The 20,139-nt window shown below is 69.0% G+C and carries 13 protein-coding genes; 1 reads left to right on the forward strand and 12 read right to left on the reverse strand.

Annotation, left to right across the window (positions count from 1 at the left end; all coding sequences use genetic code 11):
• Positions 1 to 17: 17 nt before the first annotated feature.
• The 12 genes from AOK01_RS02955 to AOK01_RS03010 all read right to left on the reverse strand — a co-directional run bounded on the left by AOK01_RS02955 (position 18) and on the right by AOK01_RS03010 (position 15,310).
• The gene (locus AOK01_RS02955) at positions 18 to 1,451 is read right to left on the reverse strand and encodes an NAD-dependent succinate-semialdehyde dehydrogenase (protein ID WP_055508046.1); all 1,434 of its coding nucleotides are present in this window, start codon (positions 1,449 to 1,451) and stop codon (positions 18 to 20) included.
• On the reverse strand, positions 1,448 to 2,707 hold the full coding sequence (locus AOK01_RS02960) for an iron-containing alcohol dehydrogenase (RefSeq protein ID WP_055508048.1): 1,260 nt from the start codon (positions 2,705 to 2,707) through the stop codon (positions 1,448 to 1,450). The genes AOK01_RS02955 and AOK01_RS02960 overlap by 4 nt, the downstream gene beginning before the upstream one ends.
• A 116-nt stretch (positions 2,708 to 2,823) precedes the next feature.
• The gene (locus AOK01_RS02965) at positions 2,824 to 3,801 is read right to left on the reverse strand and encodes a cyclase family protein (RefSeq protein ID WP_055508050.1); all 978 of its coding nucleotides are present in this window, start codon (positions 3,799 to 3,801) and stop codon (positions 2,824 to 2,826) included.
• The gene (locus AOK01_RS02970) at positions 3,788 to 4,567 is read right to left on the reverse strand and encodes an IclR family transcriptional regulator (RefSeq protein WP_055508052.1); all 780 of its coding nucleotides are present in this window, start codon (positions 4,565 to 4,567) and stop codon (positions 3,788 to 3,790) included. Before AOK01_RS02970 ends, AOK01_RS02965 begins: the two co-directional genes overlap by 14 nt.
• A 63-nt stretch (positions 4,568 to 4,630) precedes the next feature.
• Positions 4,631 to 5,650 carry an extracellular solute-binding protein gene (locus AOK01_RS02975; protein WP_157871171.1) on the reverse strand — a complete coding sequence of 340 codons (1,020 nt, stop codon included), beginning with the start codon at positions 5,648 to 5,650 and terminating at the stop codon, positions 4,631 to 4,633.
• Positions 5,651 to 5,875: 225 nt separating this feature from the next.
• Positions 5,876 to 7,009, reverse strand: coding sequence for an ABC transporter ATP-binding protein (locus AOK01_RS02980; protein WP_079103126.1), 1,134 nt, complete (start codon positions 7,007 to 7,009; stop codon positions 5,876 to 5,878).
• Positions 6,999 to 7,889: an ABC transporter permease gene (locus AOK01_RS02985; RefSeq protein ID WP_157871172.1), complete on the reverse strand. Its 891-nt coding sequence runs from the start codon at positions 7,887 to 7,889 to the stop codon at positions 6,999 to 7,001. The genes AOK01_RS02980 and AOK01_RS02985 overlap by 11 nt, the downstream gene beginning before the upstream one ends.
• Positions 7,886 to 8,746, reverse strand: coding sequence for an ABC transporter permease (locus tag AOK01_RS02990; protein WP_055508056.1), 861 nt, complete (start codon positions 8,744 to 8,746; stop codon positions 7,886 to 7,888). The genes AOK01_RS02985 and AOK01_RS02990 overlap by 4 nt, the downstream gene beginning before the upstream one ends.
• A gap of 30 nt (positions 8,747 to 8,776) precedes the next feature.
• Positions 8,777 to 9,694, reverse strand: a complete 918-nt coding sequence (locus AOK01_RS02995) for a cupin domain-containing protein (protein ID WP_055508058.1) — start codon at positions 9,692 to 9,694, stop codon at positions 8,777 to 8,779.
• Complete coding sequence (gene kce, locus AOK01_RS03000) at positions 9,691 to 10,650, reverse strand: 3,5-dioxohexanoate:acetyl-CoA acetone transferase (protein WP_055508060.1); 960 nt, start codon at positions 10,648 to 10,650, stop codon at positions 9,691 to 9,693. The genes AOK01_RS02995 and kce overlap by 4 nt, the downstream gene beginning before the upstream one ends.
• The gene (locus tag AOK01_RS03005) at positions 10,647 to 11,576 is read right to left on the reverse strand and encodes a DUF6282 family protein (RefSeq protein ID WP_055508061.1); all 930 of its coding nucleotides are present in this window, start codon (positions 11,574 to 11,576) and stop codon (positions 10,647 to 10,649) included. Before AOK01_RS03005 ends, kce begins: the two co-directional genes overlap by 4 nt.
• A 284-nt stretch (positions 11,577 to 11,860) precedes the next feature.
• On the reverse strand, positions 11,861 to 15,310 hold the full coding sequence (locus AOK01_RS03010) for a CARDB domain-containing protein (RefSeq protein WP_055508063.1): 3,450 nt from the start codon (positions 15,308 to 15,310) through the stop codon (positions 11,861 to 11,863).
• A gap of 529 nt (positions 15,311 to 15,839) precedes the next feature.
• Here AOK01_RS03010 and AOK01_RS03015 point away from each other — a divergent pair.
• Positions 15,840 to 20,129, forward strand: coding sequence for a discoidin domain-containing protein (locus AOK01_RS03015; protein ID WP_107099716.1), 4,290 nt, complete (start codon positions 15,840 to 15,842; stop codon positions 20,127 to 20,129).
• Positions 20,130 to 20,139 lie beyond the last annotated feature (10 nt).

Below are 20,139 nucleotides of genomic sequence, written 5' to 3' on the forward strand. Positions count from 1 at the left end.
TCCCGACACGAGACGCCCTACGCGTGCGCGCTCAGAGCGATGTACTTCTCCTCCAGGAACTCCAGGATGCCGTCCGAGCCGCCCTCCCGGCCGAGTCCGCTCTGCTTCACCCCGCCGAAGGGCGCCGCCGGATCGCTCACGACCCCGCGGTTGACCGCGACCATGCCCGCGTCCAGCCGGCCGGCCACCGCCATGGCTTCACGCTCCTCGCCGAACACGTACGCCATCAGGCCGTAGACGGTGTCGTTCGCCATCCGCACCGCCTCGTCGACGTCGTCGTACCGCACGACCGCCACCACCGGGCCGAAGATCTCCGTCCTGGTGATGCCCGAACCGTGCCGCACGTCCGTCAGGAGTGTCACGTCGTAGAAGGCGCCCTGCTCGGCGGACTTGCCGCCGTGGACGAGGGTGGCTCCCTCCGAGACGGCGGTCTCGACGAGCGCCGCGACCTTGTCGCGCTCGGCGATCGAGACGAGTGCTCCGACCTGTCGTGAGCGGTCGAGGCCGGGACCGACGGACAGCGCGGCCAGCTCGGCGGTCAGCCGCTCCACGAACTCGTCGTGCCGCGAGCTGTGCACGTAGACGCGGTTGGCTGCCGTGCACGCCGCGCCGCCGTTACGCATCTTCGCGAGCAACGTCCCCTCGACGGTCACGTCCATGTCGGCGCCGGGGAGTACGACGAGCGGCGCGTTCCCGCCGAGTTCCATCGAGGCGCTGACCACGCTGTCGGCGCAGACGTGCAGCAGATCGCGCCCGACCTCGGTCGATCCGGTGAACGACAGCTTCCGTACCTCCGGCCTGTTGATCATCTTGGCCACGGGCGCGGCCGTCGGCACCGGCGTCACCAGGTTGACCACGCCGCTGGGCACCCCGACACGGCGCAGCACCTCGACCATGTACGCCGCCGTCAGCGGGGTCTCCCGGGCGGGCTTGAGGATCGTCGTGCAGCCGGCCGCCAGCGCGGGAGCGAGCTTGCGTGTCGCCATGGCCGCGGGGAAGTTCCACGGGGTGATCAGCAGGGACACACCGATCGGCTGCCGGTCGACGACGATGCGCTTGTCCCCGGCCGGCGAGAGGCGGTACTCCCCGGGAATCCGCACCGCCTCCTCGGCGAACCAGCGGAAGAACTCCTTGGCGTAGTTGGCCTCCCCGATCGCGTCGGACCAGGACTTCCCGTTCTCGCGCACGATGATCTCCGCGAACCGCTCGACCTCCTCGGTGAGCACGTCGTAGGCGGCACGCAGCAACTCGCCGCGCTCCCGCGGAGCGGTTGCCGCCCAAGAGGTCTGCGCCTCGGCGGCCGCGTCGACTGCGGCCATGCAGTCGTCCTCGGTGGCGGCGGCGAAGCGGGTGATGACGGACAGGTCGCATGGATCGATCACGTCGAAACGCTCACCCCCACCGCCCGGACGCCACACGCCGTCGATGAAGAGGTCGGCGAGAAGGGTCATGAGTCGCTCCGTTCCGTGCGAGACGTGCGAGACGTGCGAGACGTGAGAGAGCCGGCGTGGGCCTGTTCGAGGATGTCGAGCAGCAGAGCCGGCGGTGCGGGTATCGGCGCTATCGCGACCAGCCGTGCCGAACGCGACGCCAGTTCGGCGAGCTGAGGCAGTTGCCGCCGGGAGATCCCGATCTCCTCCAGTGACGCCGGTACGCCGATCGCGCGGCCCAGGGCGGCGATCGACGAGATGGCGTCCCGGGCCCTGGCGTCGGGGGTGCTCGCCGTGGACCCCAGTGCGCCGCCGACCACGGCGATCCGTTCGACGGCCCCGGCGTCGGCGAGGCACGCCTGCAGCACGTACGGGAGGAGCATTCCGGTGCCGAGCCCGTGCGGCGTCTTGGTGGCCGCGCCGATCGGGTACTGGAGGGCGTGCGAGAGGTGGGTGCCGGTGGCACCGAACGAGATGCCGGCGAGGAGGCTGCCGAGGGCGACCTCCTGCCGGGCACGGCGGTTGCCGGGATCGTCGACCGCCACCGCCAGCGAGGTGCCGAGAAGCTCCACCGCACGCGGCGCCATGACGTCGGAGAAGACGTTCCTGCCGGTGAAGACGGGAAGGGTGGAGCCCCACGACGGTTCGGGCTCGACCGCGGTGAACGATTCCACCGCGTGCACCAGGGCGTCGATACCCGCGAACGCGGTCACGCTCCGGGGCGCGCCCATGGTGAACTCGGGGTCGACGATCGCCGTGGTGGGAATCAGGTACGGGCTGGAGATCCCCACCTTCGTCTCGCGTTCCGGGTCGGACACCACGGCGACGGGGGTCACCTCGGAACCGGTTCCGGCGGTGGTGGGGACGGCGACGAGCGGCAGCGACGGGCCGGGGACCAGGTTCTCCCCGTAGTACCGGCTCAGCGGCCCGCCGTGCGTGGCGAGCAGCCCGACCAGCTTCGCCGCGTCCAGCGCGCTTCCCCCGCCGACGGCGAGGACGACGTCGGGTCCGTATCTGCGCGCGAACGCCGCGGCGGCGTCCAGCGACGCGATCGGGAGCTCGGGCAGGATGTCGCTGTACACGGCGACGTCGAACCCGTCGGCCTTCAGCCCCGCGATCGTCTCGCCGAAGATCGGGGCATCGTTCAGGAACGGGTCGACGATCGCGAGGACCCGGCGGCCGGACAGGCGCAGTACCTCGCCCAGTTGCGCCCGCGCCCCGAAGCCGAAGTGGATGCGCGTCGGAAGCCGGAGTGTTCCGGCCGTGCCGTACGTCATGGTTCTCCTGTTCGTGCGATGCCTGGGGTGCTTGCTTGTGCATGCGGGGATGCGGGGATGCGGTGGAGGCGCCGGCGGTCGGCTGTACGAGTGCCGGAGCGGCTGCGGCCGGCGCCCTACTTGAGCGCGAGCGCGTTCGGCGGCGAGCCCACTCCGCCGACCAGGTTCAGCGGCTTGCACGTCAGGAAGAACTCGTAGACGCCGTCGGCGGCACAGTCGGCGGCGAGGTCGTCGAGCTTCCACAGCTCGCCCAGCGCCATGCCGAGCAGCGCGATGAGCGGACGGTGCAGCATCCCGCTGTGATCCACGCCCCGCTCCGGGGGCCGGTCGCCGGCGGACCGGAAGTCGGACTCGGTCACGGGATCGGCCTCGACCGCCGGATTGTCGCCGGCGACGAGCGCGATCTCGTGGTCCCAGAGCCAGCGCACGACCGACTCCCGCTGGGCCAGGCCCGGCGACTTGTTGCGCTTGTTGAACTCGACGCGTTCCTCGGCCGACTTGGCCGTGTAGTTCTCGGCCCACCCGGTGCGCAGCAGCAGCATGTCTCCGCCTCGCCAGGTGACGCCCTGCGACCGCGCCACCGCCTCGATGGTCACGTCGTCGAGCGCGATCGTCTGCTCGCAGTCGTACGGCCTGCCCTCCCGTGCGAAGAAGCGCGGGACGTCGAGCAGAACGCCACGCCCTGCGATGCCCGACCTGGCCCAGTTGTGGATGCCGAGCGACGTGGAGTTCTCGTCGTTGCCGGACGCCGGGAGCCCTCCGTAGAAGCCGTGCTCCGGATGCCCGATGTGCCGCAGCGAGTCGAGCTGCGAGGTGGACTGCAGATAGAACGAGTCGAGCCAGTCGTCGCGGTGGAACTCGTTGTTGGCGAAGATGTGGTGCTCGGTACGGGGCCTGGTCCCCGTCGGATACGGCTCGAAGGCGTTGACGGGGTAGTCGAGGCCGAACCGGCGGCCGGTGCGGACCAGGCGGGCCGCCGCGGCCACCCGCTCGGGGGTCAGGAAGTTCACGGTGCCCAGCTGGTCGTCACGTCCGAAGACGTCCCAGCTCGAACCGGCGACCTCGGCCGCGGCCAGCTCGTCATAGGTTGGCAACTGGATTCCTCTCTCGGCTGCGGCCCATTTCCTCGCTGAGTGCGGCAGCGGTGTTCGTGAGCGTGGTGAGTGTCGGTGACCCGGCCGAGAGGTCGGCCATCTGGTCGGCCCCGAGCAGTGCGACGGTCGCGCAGATGCCGTACTCGTCGAACACGGGCGCCGCCGCGGCGAACAGGCCGTCGGAGTGGCTCACGATGCTGTAGCCGGTGCGCCGGACCATGAAGACCCCGGCCTCCAGCTCGGCCCGCTTGGCGTCCGAGATGCCCTCGGTGGCCCGGGCGAACGCCTGCTCGTCCTGGAAGGCCAGGAAGACCCGCATCTGCGCCGAGGTCAGGTCGAGTTGGGTGCCGGCGTGCACCGTCACGACGACGGTGCGGCTGAGGTCCTCGTGGACGAGCGCCACGACGGGTCCGCGCGCCCCCCAGGCGGCGAGGACCGTCGTCGTCCGCACGGACGTACTGAGCTTCGCCAGGTACGGCGGCGCGATCTTGATCACACGTCGTTGCAGGGCGTGCATCCCGAGCTGCAGCATCAGACCGCCCAGGACGAAGGTGCCGCGACGGTGCCCGCGCTCCAGGATGCCGGCCGTGACGAGCGAGGTGCAGTAGCGGTAGGCCGTCGTCCGGTTCAGGCCCAGGCGCTCGGCCACATCGGCCGCGGTCAGCTCTGTCGTCTGCGGGTCGAAGAGCGCACAGATCTGGCCGACCCGCTGGACCGCCTGGATGTCGGAACCGGAAGCCTCGCCACTGGAATCAATGTTCACCATGGCTGAACTGTAGTTCACATCAAGGGATGAACTGGCGCGATGCGTGGGTGTAGGGGGCACATCTCAGCCCACCAGCCAGTTGGTGACCTTGGTCGTGACCGTGTCCCAGTTCTTCGCGTACCACTGGACATTCTGGTACACGACCTCGCCGGTGTTCACCGGTCCGCCCGCCTCGACGAGCTTGGCGTTCGCGCTCAGCTGCGGCTTGGCCTTGCGGTTGACCGGCACGGTCCCGAGGAGCTCGGAGATCTTCGCCGACGCCGCCGGCTGCGCCACCGACTCCAGGAACTTCTCCGCGGTGGCCTTGTGCTTCGAACCGCGCGGCACGGCCAGTCCGTTGACCGACGCCACACTCATGTCCCACACCATCTTGACGTTCTTCTTCTCGTCGAGCAGCGCGATCATCCGCGAGTCGGGCGCCAGGAACAGGTCGACCTGGCCGGAGGCCGCCGCCTGCTGGATCGCGCCCACGTTCGGCGCGAAATAGGTGTCCTTGCGGATGGTGGACCACTTCTTCAGGGCGCGGTCGATGTCGAGCGGGTAGAGCTTGTCCGGCGCGACACCGTCCGCGAGCAGCGCGAACTCCAGGAGCCCGTTCTGCGGGTTGCTCAGGACGCCGCGCTTGCCGGGGAACTTCTTGGTGTCGAAGAAGTCCTTGAGCGTCCTGGGTGCCTTCGCCGCGTCGGAGTAGGCGTCGGCGTTGTAGCCGAAGATGTTCGCGTTCGTGAAGTTGCCGACGTAGCACTCGCCGACTCCGTCGGCGACCAGGTCCTTGGGGTCGAGCTTGGGCACACTCAGCTTCTCGAAGAGCTTCCCGCAGTGCTGCTCCGCCGCCGCGGGCGCCACCGAGACGACGTCCCACTTGACGGCACCGCCCAGTACCTGGGCCTTCACCTGGGCGACGTCGGCCGGCGACGAGTTGATGAAGGTCACGTCGGGGTTCGCGGCGGTGAAGGGCTTCTGGTGAGCCTTGATCATCGCTTCCTGGCCGGAGCCGCCGTACGCGACGTAGGTGAGCTTCTCCGGGCCGCCGTCCGACCCCGTCCCGTCACTGGACCCGCAGCCGGCGAGTAGTGTCGCCACCGCGGTGAAACTGACGCCCACAAGGGCGGTTCTCGATCTGGACAGCATGGTCTTACCTCTCCTGAAGGGCTTGTCGGATCACGTCGATCCGGTGATGTTCACTATCCGACTATCAGCACCGTGATACGAACACGACGGTCAAGGGGTGCTGATCCCTGCCGGGTCGGCCTGCTTGCCGGCCGGGCGGGTGTGCCGTGAGGTGGTCGGTGCGGGGCCGGTGCGGGGTCAGGCCGCGACGATCCGCTGGGCGCGCGGCCACCACCAGATGACGACGGTGTCGCCGATGGCGTACTCGCCGCGGAGCGCGCTGGTACGCGCGCGGCCGGGGAGCCCGCCGGCACCCATGGCGAGCAGCAGTGTGCGGTACGAGCCCATGTACTCGACGTCGCGCACCGTCGCCCGTACGGCGTTGGCACCCGAGGGCACGGCGTCGCGGCTGCCCGCGACCTCGACGTCCTCGGGCCGCACGACGATCGCGCTGCTCGCGCGCACGCCGGGATGCGCGGCGACGGTGCCGGGCTCGACGATCCAGCTCTCGCCGTCCTGGGCGACCTTCTCGTCGAGTGCGGCCTGCCCCAGCTCGAAGACGTTCGAGTCGCCGAGGAACCGTGCGGTGAACAGGGTCTCGGGCTCGGTGTACAGCTGCTGCGGTGTGCCGATCTGTTCGATGTGGCCGTTGTTGAACAGCGCGATCCGGTCGGAGAGGTTCATCGCCTCCTCCTGGTCGTGCGTCACGAAGACGAACGTCGATCCCACCTCGCGATGGATCCGCCGGATCTCCACCTGCAGCGCCGACCGCAGGTTGCGGTCGAGCGCGCCCAGCGGCTCGTCCAGCAGGAGCGCCTTGGGCTCGAAGACGATCGCACGGGCCAGCGCGACGCGTTGCTGCTGCCCACCGGAGAGCTGCGAGGGATAGTCGCCGTCGCGCCCTGTCAGCTGCACGAGTTCGAGTACGTCCGCGACCTTGCGGGCGATCTCCTCCTTGCCGGCCTTGCGTTCGCGCAGCGGGTAGGCGACGTTCTGCGCGACCGACATGTGCGGGAACAGCGCGTAGTTCTGGAACAGCATGCCGAGGTTCCGCCGGTGCGGCGGCACGTTGCCCACATCGGCCCCGTTGAGCGAGATGGTGCCCGCGGTGAGTGTTTCGAACCCGGCGACGAGGTTGAGGGTGGTCGTCTTGCCCGAGCCGCTCGGTCCGAGCAGCGTCATGAACTCGCCGGGTTCGATCGTCAGTGAGATGTCGTCGACCGCGGGCGAGGCGAGCCCGTAGTCCTTGGTGACGCCGGCCAGCCGGATCTCGGTGCCGAGTCCGGTCCCGGACGACGGCTCGGTGGCCTTCACCGTGGTCTCACGTGTCATCGGCATGGCTCTCCTGTCGGCGGCCACGCCGGCCGCGACGCAGTTGGGGCAGGATGAAGATGATGGTCACGGCCGCGACCATCAGGCTCGACGCCGCGGAGATCGTCGGGTCGATCTCGACGGTGACGCTGTTGTACATCTGCACGGGCATGGTCTGGAAGGTCGGGGACCGCAGGAACAGCGCGATGACGACCTCGTCGAACGAGACGATGAACGCGAAGATCGCGCCCGTCAGGATGCCGCGGCTGATCAGCGGCATCGTCACGCGGACGAACGACCGCAGGGGCGAGGCGCCGAGCGACGCGGAGGCCTTCAGCAGTTGCGGGTCGAACCCGCCGAGCGCCCCGGTGACGGAGACGATCATGTACGGCACGGCGATCGCGGTGTGGGCCAGTACGTATCCGGTCACCGTGCCGGTGAGCTGCCAGCGGAGGAAGGAGATGTACACCGCGACCGCCACGACGATCGCAGGGGCGACGATCGGCACCATCAGCAAGGTGCGGACGAACTGGGCCGTCCGTCCCTGGAGTCTGGACAGTGCGACGGCGGCCGCGGTGCCCACCACCGTGGCCAGCACCGCGGTGAGCGTGGCGACCAGGAACGAGTTGCCCAGGGCGTCGAGCCAGACCGGATTGGTGAAGAAGTTCTCGTACAGCCGCCACGAGAACCCCTTCGGGGGGAACTGGAACGTCGTCGCGTCGCTGAAGCTCATCGGGATGACGACCAGGGTCGGCAGGACGAAGAAGGCGACGACGAGCCCGCCGAGCACCTTGAGCCACCACGGGATCGGGTCGACCTTCGTGTAGCGCCGACGAGAGAGCGCCGGGCCGGTGTCCACCTGGACCGTCTTCACTTGGCCGATTTTCGTCGGGCTGGTCACGGGCGGTCCTTCGGTCGACTCGTCGCGACCACACCGATCGCGGACACGGTGCCGCCCACCCGGTTCGCCCATGCGACGAGCACGAGGGTGACGATCAGTACGACGATGCCGAGCGCCCCCGCGGCGGGGAAGTCGAGCAGGAGGGTCGTCCGCTGGGCGAGCAGTTGGGCGACGAGCGACTCCTGCGGCGATCCGAGCAGCGCCGGCGTCACGTAGAACCCGAGGCTGAGGGTGAACACCAGGACCACGCCGGCCATCACCCCGCCCCGGGACAGCGGCCAGAAGACCTTCCAGAACGCCGCGGTCGGAGACGATCCGAGCCCCCTCGCGGCGAGCAGCAGTCTCCGGTCGATGGAGCCGAGGGTGCTGAACAGCGGCAGCACCATGAACGGGAGCATCACCTGCGTCATGGCGATCGTCACGCCGGCGGTCGTGCCGTACAGGACGACGTGGTCGGCCCCGAGCAGTTCGAACAGGCTCTGCACCGGCCCGCCGTCCTGGAGGATGATCACCCACGCGAAGTTGCGTGCCATCACCGAGGTCCAGAAGGGGATCAGGACGATCACCAGGAGGATGCCGCGGGCGCGCGGGCCCACCCGGGTCATCAGATACGCGTAGGGATACCCGAGCAGCAGCGCGATGGCCGTCACGGTCGCGGCGGTCAGCGCCGTGCGCCCGAGCACCGTCATGGTCACGCCGTCGGTGAAGAGGTTGCTGTAGTTCTTGAGCGTCCAGGCGGGGGTCGAGACGCTGTCGACGAGGGTCTTGCCCAGCGGCACCAGCAGAATGCCGGTGAGCAGGGCCAGTGCCGGTACCAGGGGGAACCAACGCGACCACTTGATATTGACCGAGGACATCCTCGTCCCCTTCCAGCTTGTGCGGCGCGGTCAGCGGGCCGGGTAGTCGGTTTCGTTGAGGATCCAGCCGGGGCGGGCGGAGAAGTCCTGGCGCGGCGGCGAGAAGATGTCGATCAGTTGCTGGTGGGAGCCGACGCCCTGGGTCGTGTGGACGGCGGGCGGCGGGATGACGGTGATCGACGGCGATCCGACCCGGCCGTGCTCCTCGGGCCGCCACTGGGTCGAGTCGGGGCCCCACGGGTACTGGATGTGGTGGATGAACTCACCCTTGACCGCCAGGGACAGCTGCTCGAAGTCGTCGTGGGAGTGCGGGGAGAGCTTGATGGGGTTGCGCGGGGTGGGCTCCTCGGCGAGGAAGTTCACCATGAGGTTGGTGGTGCGGAAGATCCGGCCGAACCGCCCCTCGCTGATGGGTGTGTCAGCGAGCCGGTAGACGCGCAGCCGGAAGCCGCCCACCGGGTCCGGCCACGGTACGAGCGGAGCGCAGCGTGGGTCCGGTCCGGCGTACACGTCGGAGTTGACCGCCGTGCCGCCCAGATCCTCGGCTACGGCGGAGAACAGCCGGATGACGGGCCCGTCGGTCAGCGCCTCGATGGCACTGTCACCCGGTGGCACCACGACGAACGCCTCCTCGGCCACCTCCTGTCGGTCACCGCCGGCGGTGACCCGGAGCGAGGCGCTGCCGGAGTGCATGAGTACGGCGTACTCGTCGGGCTGCCCCTCGCGGGAGAAACGGTCGCCCGCGACCGCGTCGGTCCACACGAGCACGACGTTCTGGCCGCGTGTCACCCAGGTGCGGCTGCCGGCGGGGCTGACCGCGGTGGGCGCGAGTTCGGTGAACTCCAGGTACTGGGCCCTTGAGATCGGAGTGGCCGGATCGATCGTCACCTGCGTGGGTGGGACGCTCGCCAGTTGCGACCGGATGTCGTCCTTGGCGTAGCTGGTCATCTCGATGCCTCTCGTATCGGTTGCAGCGTGCTGTCGTGCGCGCCCTTGAGGGCCAGCATCCGGCGGACGTCGGCCGGTGTCGCGATCTGTTTGCCCAGGTCGGTGAGGGTCTCCCGGACCTTACGGACCTGTTGGGCATTGCTGGTCGCCTTGGCGCCCTTGCCGATGTAGAGGTTGTCCTCAAGACCCACGCGTACGTGACCGCCCAGCCATGCGCTGTGGGTGCAGAACTGCATCTGGTGGCGCCCCGCGGCGAAGGCGGAGAAGTGGTAGTCGTCGCCGAAGAGCTTGTCGGCGATGGCGACCATGTGCGTGAGGTTGGCGTGATCGGCCCCGATTCCGCCGAGCACCCCGAAGACGCCCTGGATGAGGAACGGCGGTTCGGCCAGCCCTCGTTCGGCGAAGTGGGCGAGGGTGTACAGGTGCCCGATGTCGTAGCACTCGTACTCGAACCTGGTCCCGCCCCGTTCGCCCAGTTCCCGCAGCGCGTACTCGATCTGCTCGAAGGAGTTGATGAACGGGCTGCGGTAGGTGTTCCGCACATAGGGCTCCTCCCACGAGTGTTTCCAGTGGGTGACCCGGTCGGCGATGCCGGAGTAGACGAAGTTCATCGACCCCATGTTGAGCGAGGCAAGTTCGGGGCTGAACCGTGTCGCCGCGGCGAGGCGTTCCTCGATCGTCATCGACGACGCGCCGCCGGTCGTGATGTTGATGACCGCGTCGCTCCGGGCGACGATCGGCGGGATGATCTCCTCGAACACGCTCGGTTCGAAGGCGGGCCGGCCGTCCTCGGGATGCCTGGCGTGCAGATGGATGACGGCCGCCCCGGCCTCCGCGGCGGCGAGGGCCTCCGTGACGATCTCCTGGGGCGTGATCGGAAGGTGGTCGCTCTGCGACGGCACGTGGACCGAGCCCGTCACCGCGACGCTGATGATCACTGGGTCGGCGTTGATCACGACGGGCTGTCCTCCAGACCCAGCAGGAACGCGGGGTTGGCCGCGATCATCGTGCGGATGTCCTTCTCGGCCACACCGTGGTCGAGCAGTGCTCCGACGAGGTAGATGTAACCGTCGACGGGCAGCGGGTTGCCCTTCTGGCCGAGGTCCGAGGAGATGACGGTCCGCTCGGGACCGACCCGGTCGATCCAGTCCACCAGCCGCTGTACGGGCCATCCCACGGCGGTCACCTCGGGGTGGTACATGGCGATCTCGTGCTCGATGTAGGCGCCGAAACCCAGCAGTTCCTCGATGTCGCTCTCGGAGGCGCCCACGATGAAGTCGGGGTGCTGGACGAGCAGGCGCCGCACTCCCTTGCTCTCGGCGACCGAGAAGAGGGCCTTCATCGACTCGGTGTCCAGGTGCCCGCCGGTGAGCAGGGTGCCGGTCTCCGCGACGAGACCGACGACCGCGGCCGTGTCCGCCGAGACCTCCCCCGACGCGTCGAAGATCGACACTTCCTTCTCCAGCAGGTCGATGGCCGCACTGGGGAAGCCGCCGGCGGCGGCGTGGCTGTGGTGGTCGATGTGCTGCCGGGCACACGTGGTCGGCGCCCAGACGCAGCGTCCGCCCATGCGCAGGCTCATCGCCACGGCCGACGGGTTGACGCCACCGACCTCCGTGTTGAGCGCGACTCCTCCGTACACCGGGGTGGGGGCGTCCGCGAGCCATGTCTCCATGGCGAGCAGGTCCATCACCGTGTTGTGGTGATGCGACTTGACGAGGATCGCCCGCATACCGATCCGCGCTCCGTCATGGGCGGCCTCGACGTGGTTCAGCCGTCGCGGGAAGGGGCTGGGACCCGAGTGGCAGTGCAGGTCCACCGCACCGGTCAGGGCCGACAGGACGGCCGGGGGGACCGGCCGCGTGTCTTCGGCTGTAGGCATGAAGCTCCTTCGTTTGTTACGTATCTTGAACAGGATGTTCATCGTACGGATGGCGCATGTCTCTGTCTATGGCTTGAACTCGATCTATCGGTGTCCAATGTGACGATTTGGGCATAAGGCCAGGTCGCTGGATCCTTGTGATGTGCGCGATCCGAATACATCAAAGCGCATTATGAACGCAATGGAGCCTTCCTCGCCACGGTGCGGGCAACGCGAAGCGCCCGCCCTTGTGGAAAGGGCGGGCGCGGAACACGAGTGTCTCTCGTGTGTCTCCGGTGCTTGGCTCAGCGGTTCATACGGGCCGCCGACGCCGAGTTGGGTGTGCCGGTGATGGTGAACTGTGAGCCCGGCTCGATCAGTACGCTCCCTTCGGCCGAGTCGGTGATCGTGACGTTCGTCAGGGTCGCGCTGCCGCGGGCCCCGCTCATCGCGAGGATGCCGGAGCCGTTGTTCGACCCGTCGATCTTCACGTCGGTGATCTTCACGCCCGGCATCGCGCCGCCACCCGTCTTGAACTGGATGCCGTCGTACGTCGAGTCGTGGATCTCGGTGTCACGGATGGTCACGCCGGGGATGTCCTGGCCCTGCGCGAAGAGGGTGATGGCGCCGAACTCCTGGTCCTCGTTCCAGAACGCGCCACCTGTCCGGTGCAGGGCGTTGCCCGCGATGAGGGTCTGCCCGGAGAACGGGAGCGGGTCGTGGTCGGTGGCCAGCATGATGCCGGGGTAGTTCATCGTGTCGGCGACGACGTTGTTCTCGATGGTGTTGCCGTAACCGCCGTACACCGCGATGCCGTTGGCCCGCCACGGCAACTGGATCGTGTTGTTGCGGAAGTGGTTGTCGTGGCCGACGTCCACCGAGGTGTCCTTCACGTACTTGCTGGCCCAGACGGCGAGCGCGTCGTCACCGGTGTTGCGGAAGGACGAGTTGTACACGGTGGAGTTGCGGGTGCCGTTGGCGAAGTTGATGCCGTCGGCGTAGGTGTTGCGGATACGTACGCCGGTGAACTCCAACTGGTCGCCGGGACCCCACAGTTCGGGGATGTTGGAGTAGTCGCGGCCGGCCCACACACCGACGTTGGCGTGCTCGATCCACACGTTGGTGATCTTCGTGCCCTTGCCGAAGCGGCCGTTGAGACCCACGCCGCCCTCGGCGTTGCCGTCGCCGCCGCGGATGGTGCCCGAGCCGAAGATGGCGATGTCGGAGATCTGGGTGTTGTGGTCGATGTCGAAGCCGAAGTTGCCCTCGTGCGGGTGGTTGATGCCTCCGGCCTGGTGGGGCGGGGTGAGTGTGTAGAGCTGGGAGTGCCACATGCCGGCGCCCCGGATGGTGACGTCCCGGATGCCGACCTGGTTGAACTCGCCGCGGTTCAGCGGGTCGTCGGTGAGGATCTTCTGTTCCTGGCGCCACTGCCCGGAGGGGATCCAGACGCAGGAGATCTGGCCGTTCTGGTCGGCCGTGACCGCCCGCTGGAGGGCGTCGGTGTCGTCGATCCCGTCGTTCGGGACGGCGCCGTACTCGGTGATGGAGGTGCAGTTGGCCGGCTTGTCGGCCGCGGGTGCGACCTGCTCCAGGTCGACCAGGTCGATGATGTAGAACGCGGCCCTGTCGCCCTCGTCCCGCTGCAGGCGGAACTTGGTGCCTGCCGGGTAGCTCCGGGTCAGCAGCGCGTGCGACTCGTCGAACAGGCGCCGGGCGTCACCGCCGGGTGTGTTGGTCAGTCCCTCGGGCTGGTCGGTGTTCCCGTACAGCCAGCTGTGCTTCGACGACAGGTTCAGCTTCTGCACGAAGGTGTCGTCGGCGTACAGACTGATCGTGGCCTCCGCTCCGCCGCCGTTCGCGGCGTCCGGGACGGAGTTGCGCACCACGATCGAGTTGGAGGGTGAGGTCGAGGTGAACTCGACGAACTGGCCGGCGGAATTGAGCCGGACGGATTCGCGGCCCGAGGACTCGGTGGCGAAGTTGGTGTGCCCGAAGGTCCGCTTGGCGTCGGTGGTCAGGAGGGTGCCCTGGTAGCGGCCGTCCTCCGCCTCCAGCTCGGTGTACGGGACGGCGGCGCCGCGGCCGACGACGAGGGACTTGGCCAGCACGTTGTTGTTCTCGTTCGTCTCACTGACGACGCCGGTGGCGTCGGCGGTCGCGGTGAGGGTGGCCCCGCCGCCGGTCGCCGTCCAGGTCCCGCTGATCGCCACGTCGACCGTGGCTCCGGACGCCACCTGCCCGGTCGTGCCGTTGAGTGTGGTGGAGCCGGCCTGCAGTCTCGTCACCGAGCCGGCCGCCGCCGCGGTGGTGCCGCGGTTGTGCACGGCGACGGTGAAGGAGACGGGCGAGCCGACGGCCGGGTTGGCCGGGTTGGTGGTGATGCCGCCGACTTCGAGGTCCGGGCCTGGGGCCTGGCTGACGACCAGCCGGTTCGCGGCGGTGCGGCTGTTGTTGGTGTCGTCGAGCTCGGCGACCGTGCCGCGCGGGTCGACCGCGGCGGAGATGGTGTAGTCACCGGCCGGGCGGGTGCCCGCGGCGACGGCCACGGTGGTGGACGCGCCCGGTTCGAGCGCGGGTACGGTTCCGCTGCCGGCGACCGTTCCCTCCACACTGGCTTCGACGGTCGTGGCGGCCGAGCGCGCGGTGCCCGCGTTGCGGACGGTGGCGTTCACGGTCACCGCGTCCCGCTCGGACGGGGCGGCGGGTGTCCAGTCAAGGCCTGTGACGGTCAGGTCGGGTGCGGGTGCGGCGGTCCCGACGACCTGGAACTCGGCGACCTGGCCGCCGGGCGCCCCGGTGTTGGAGAAGAACCGGAGCCGGACGTCCGACCAGCGGCCGGTGACGGGGATGGTCACCGAGTTGTCGTCCCGGGAGGGGCTGAACGCGTAGTCGGCGCGGTCGCGCAGCGAGGTGAATCCGCTCGCCGAGTTCGCCCGGCCAAGGACCTGGATGCTCTGGGTCCTGGCCGCCCACACCTGGTCCGGGTTGAGCTTGACCACCACGGCGTCCACGTCGGCGTCGGCGCCGAGCTCGACGGTCAGGTCGGAGGGATGCCCTGCCGCCTCCCAGTAGGTGGAGGTGGAGTCGTCGGTGGCGTTCGCGGCGACGAAGTTCTGGACCGACGAGGTGGCCTCGACCGGCTTGTTGCGCGCCAGGTTGGTGCCGTCGGGCACCGGTGTGGTGCCGTCGTCGTCGCCGTTCACCTCCAGCTCGGAGAGCTGAGCGGCGTTCCAGCCGGTGTTCCCGGTGATGTTCACGCGGACGTAGCGTGCCTCGGCCGGGGAGGCGAGGTCCACCGGGACGGTGTTGGCCCGCGCGGGGTCGAACGCCTGGCCGGTGGAGGCCGCGAGAGTACGGAAGTCGGAGCCGTCGGTGCTGCCTTGGAGGGAGAGGGTCTGGTTACGGCTCTCCCAGGCGGCGGGCAGTTTGAGTACCACCTGGTCGACGGTGCGGGTCGCGCCGAGGTCGACCTGGACCCACTGCGGGAAGGACCCGGCGGGCCCTTCCCAGTAGGACGCCTGGGCGCCGTCGGTGACGTTCCCGGCGGTGTAGGAGCCGTTCGAGCCGCCCGCCGTGGCCGGACGTCCGAGGGCGAGGTTGACGTCGGCCGCCGCCTTCGACCGCGCGGTGTCGTCCGGGGCGGTGGCCGCGTGGGCGCTCGACGTGAAGGCCAGCGGTATCAGCCCCGTCGTCATGAGCGCGGCTATGGCGGCGCCGGTCAGTGACCGGCGGCCGAGGTGTCTCCATCTCATGGGGTCCTCTGTTCCGTTGTTCTGTGGGGGAGCGGGAGTGCGGCGGACAGGCCGGGCACGCCGGGCGGGCACGGGAGTGCGAAGAGGGAGAGGAGCGGCCGTTGAGGCATGCGCCGAACTTGCCCACAAATTGAGCAGTCCAGTCGATTCTTTGCGGAAACTACGCCCACAGGTTTCTAGCCCGTCTCCGCTTTGTCAACGGTCCGGGTACGACCGATAGTTGAAGTGAAAGCGACTTGCGTCGCTTGCGGTCTGACTTGCGTTTTTCCGACAGTCCGCGCGAAAGTCGCTGGCCCGGTGGCTCAGCTGGCGTGGGAGCCGGGCGGAGCCGCGTTTTAGGCGTGTTCACGCCATAGACGTACCGTCAGACGTCTGCAACTCTCTGATCGATCGTCGCAAAAGACAGCTACTCCGCCGCACATTGAAGCGCGATGTGTCGACCCCCTGGTTACCGACCCCCCACGCACACCCATCCACCCAGCCGCCCCGGGACCGCCCACATCCGGACCGGGACGGAGATCGGGGACACATGAGACCGCAACGCCGCAGATGGCGGTGGACAGCCGCCGTCCTCACGACCGCTCTGCTCCTGCTGGGCCTGCCGTCGCTGACCGCCGCCGCGACGGCGGCAGCCGGGCCCGACCTCGCCGCCGGACGGCCCGCCACCGCGGGCAGCTCGCACGCCGACTACGCCGCCCGCAACATCACCGACGGCGATCAGGGAACGTACTGGCAGAGCGCCGGGAGCAGCCTTCCCCAGTGGGTCCAGACGGACCTGGGCGCCACCGCCCGCGTGGACGAGGTGGTGCTGAGACTGCCGGCCGGCTGGGAGAGCCGCAGCCAGACCCTGTCCGTCCAGGGCAGCGCGGACGGCACGAGCTTCACCACGCTGAAGACCTCCGCGTCCTACACCTTCAGCCCCGGCAGCGCCAACACCGTGACCGTGAACTTCCCCGCCGCACAAGCACGTCACGTACGGATCGAGATCACCGCCAACACCGGGTGGCAGGCCGCCCAGCTCGCCGAGCTGGAGGTCCGCGAGGCCGGTGACTCCTCGGCCAACCTGGCCCGCGGCCGGACGCTCACCGCGGCCAGTCACCAGGAGACCTATGTGCCGGCCAACGCGGCCGACGGCAACAAGGCCAGCTACTGGGAGAGCCGCAACAACGACCTGCCGCAGTGGATCCAGGCCGACCTGGCCTCCTCCCTGCGGGTCGACCGGGTGGTGCTGCGCCTGCCCGACGGCTGGGGAGCCCGCAGCCAGACCCTGAAGATCCAGGGCAGCGCCAACGGCACCGGCTTCTCCGACCTGACCGCCGCCAAGGCCTACGCGTTCGCCCCGGGCGACGGCAACTCGGTGACGATCTCCTTCGACGCGACCACCACCCGGTACGTACGGGTCCTGGTGACCGCCAACACCGCGCAGCCCGCGGCCCAGTTGTCCGAACTGGAGGTCTACGGCCCGGCGACCGGCGACACCGAGGCGCCGAGCGCCCCGGCGGACCTGGCCCTCACCGAGCCCGCCACCGGTCAGATCAGGCTGACCTGGAAGGCGTCCGACGACAACACCGGTGTCACCGGCTACGACGTGTACGCCGACAACGAACTGCTCACCACCGTCGCGGGCACGGTCACCACGTACACCGACAACCGGCCCGCCAGTGCCACGGTCTCCTACTTCGTGCGCGCCAAGGACGCCGCGGGGAACGCCTCAGGGAACAGCAACACCGTCACCCGCCGCGGTGAGACAGGTGACACCCAGGCACCCACGGCACCCGCGAACCTGGCCCTCACCGAACCGGCCGCCGGACAGATCAGGCTCGCCTGGAACGCATCGAGCGACAACACCGGCGTGAGCGGCTACGAGGTGTACGCCAACAACAACCTGCTCACCACCGTCGGCGGCACGGTCACCACGTACACCGACAACCGCTCCGCGAGTGCCACGGTCTCCTACTTCGTGCGCGCCAAGGACGCTGCGGGGAACGTGTCCGGCGACAGCAACACCGTGACCCGCAACGGCACTTCGGGGCCCGGATCCAACCTGGCGGTCGGCAAGCCGATCGCGGCCTCCTCGACCGTGCACACCTTCGTCGCCGAGAACGCCAACGACAACAGCACAGCCACCTACTGGGAGGGCTCCGGCCACCCCGCCACCCTCACCGTGAAGCTCGGTGCGAACGCCGACGTCTCCTCGCTCGTCCTCAAGCTCAACCCGGACAGCGCCTGGGGCGCCAGGACCCAGAACATCCAGGTCCTCGGCCGGGAACAGGACGCCACCGGCTACAGCAACCTGGTCGCCGCGAAGGACTACGCGTTCAACCCGGCCGGCGGCAACACCGTGACCGTGCCCGTCACCGCGCGCGTGGCCGACGTACAGCTGCGCTTCACGTCCAACACGGGCGCCCCGGCCGGGCAGCTCGCCGAGTTCCAGGTGATCGGCACCGCCGCACCCAACCCCGACCTGGAGGTCACCGAGCTGAGCGCCGCGCCGGCCGCACCGGTCGAGTCCGACGAGATCACCCTCACCGCCACCGTCCGCAACAGCGGCGAGAGCGCCGCACCCGCCAGCGCCGTCGCACTGCGCCTGGGCGGCAGCAAGGTCGCCACCGCGGCCGTCGGCACCCTCGCGGCCGGAGCGCAGCGCACCGTCAGCGCGTCCATCGGCGCACGGGACGCGGGCACCTACCAGCTCAGTGCGGTCGCCGACGACGCCGGCGCGGTCATCGAGCAGAACGAGACCAACAACACCTACACCAGCCCCACTTCACTCGTCGTACGCCCGGTCAGCAGTTCCGACCTCGTGCCGGTGCTGACCACCTCCCCGTCCGGCCCGGCGGACGGCGACACCGTCACCTTCAAGGTCGCCGTGCGCAACCAGGGCACCACCGCCTCGGAGGGCGGCGGGCACGGCATCACCGTCGCGCTGGTCGACTCCAAGGGCGCCACCGTACGGACCCTGACCGGCTCCCACGACGGCACGATCGCCGCCGGCGCCACCACCGGCGCCGTCACGGTGGGCACCTGGACCGCCGCCAACGGCTCGTACACGGTACGCACCACCGTCGCCGCCGACGCCAACGAACTGCCGGTCAAACGGGAGAACAACACCGCCACCCAGCCCCTGTTCGTCGGACGCGGCGCCAACATGCCCTACGACATGTACGAGGCGGAGGACGGCACGACCGGCGGCGGCGCGGCCACCGTGGGACCCAACCGGACCGTCGGCGACCTCGCGGGCGAGGCGTCGGGCCGCAAGGCGGTCACCCTCAACAGCACCGGCCAGTACGTGGAGTTCACCACCAAGGCGGCCACCAACACACTGGTCACCCGCTTCTCCGTGCCGGACGCCGCGGGCGGCGGCGGGATCGACACGACCCTCAACGTCTACGTCAACGGCACCTTCCGCAAGGCGCTGCCGCTCACCTCGAAGTACGCCTGGCTGTACGGCGCCGAGTCGGGTCCCGGCAACTCCCCGTCCGCGGGGGCGCCGCGCCACATCTACGACGAGGCGCACCTGATGCTGGGCGAGACCGTCCCGGAGGGGGCGAAGATCCGGCTGCAGAAGGACACGGCCAACACCTCCACGTACGCGATCGACTTCGTCAGCCTGGAACAGGTCGCGCCGGTCGCCAACCCGGACCCGGCCGCGTACGCCGTCCCGGCCGGCTTCAGCCACCAGGACGTGCAGAACGCCCTGGACCGCGTCCGTATGGACACCACGGGCAAGCTCACCGGTGTCTACCTGCCGCCGGGCGACTACGAGACGTCGAGCAAGTTCCAGGTGTACGGCAAGGCCGTGCAGGTGGTCGGCGCCGGGCCCTGGTACACGCAGTTCCACGCTCCGTCGGGCCAGGACAACACCGACATCGGCTTCCGGGCCGAGAACTCCGCGAAGGGCTCCTCGTTCCGCAACTTCGCCTACTTCGGCAACTACACCTCCCGCATCGACGGCCCCGGCAAGGTGTTCGACTTCGCCAATGTGTCGGACATGGTCATCGACAACACCTGGACCGAGCACATGATCTGCCTCTACTGGGGAGCCAACACCGACCGTGTGACGATCAGCGACGCGCGCATCCGCAACACGTTCGCCGACGGCATCAACATGACCAACGGCTCGACGGACAACCGCGTGGTCAACAACGAGTCCCGGGCCTCCGGCGACGACAGCTTCGCGCTGTTCTCCGCGATCGACGCGGGCGGCGCCGACATGAAGGACAACCTCTATGAGAACCTGACCTCGATTCTCACCTGGCGGGCCGCGGGCGTCGCCGTCTACGGCGGCTACGACAACACCTTCCGCAACATCCACATCGCCGACACCCTGGTCTACTCGGGCATCACGATCAGTTCTCTGGACTTCGGCTATCCGATGAACGGGTTCGGCACCTCTCCCACGACCGTCGAGAACGTCTCGGTGGTCCGCTCCGGCGGCCATTTCTGGGGCAACCAGACCTTCCCCGGCATCTGGCTGTTCTCCGCCTCGAAGGTCTTCCAGGGCATCCGCGTCAACGACGTGGACATCGTGGATCCCACATACAGCGGGATCATGTTCCAGACCCAGTACGACAGCGGTGGGCGGCCGATCAACCCGATCAAGGACACCGTCCTCACGGACATCTCGATCTCGGGCGCCCGCAAGAGCGGGGACGCCTACGACGCGAAGTCCGGCTTCGGACTGTGGGCCAACGAGCTGCCGGAAGCGGGTCAGGGGCTGGCGGTCGGTGAGGTCACCTTCAACGGCCTGCGCTTCGACGGCAACGCCGTGGACATCCGCAACACCACCTCCACCTTCAAGATCAACATCAATCCCTGACGTGGACCGA

Origin of the sequence: Streptomyces aurantiacus, assembly GCF_001418335.1 — a bacterium.
GTDB lineage: Bacteria > Actinomycetota > Actinomycetes > Streptomycetales > Streptomycetaceae > Streptomyces > Streptomyces aurantiacus.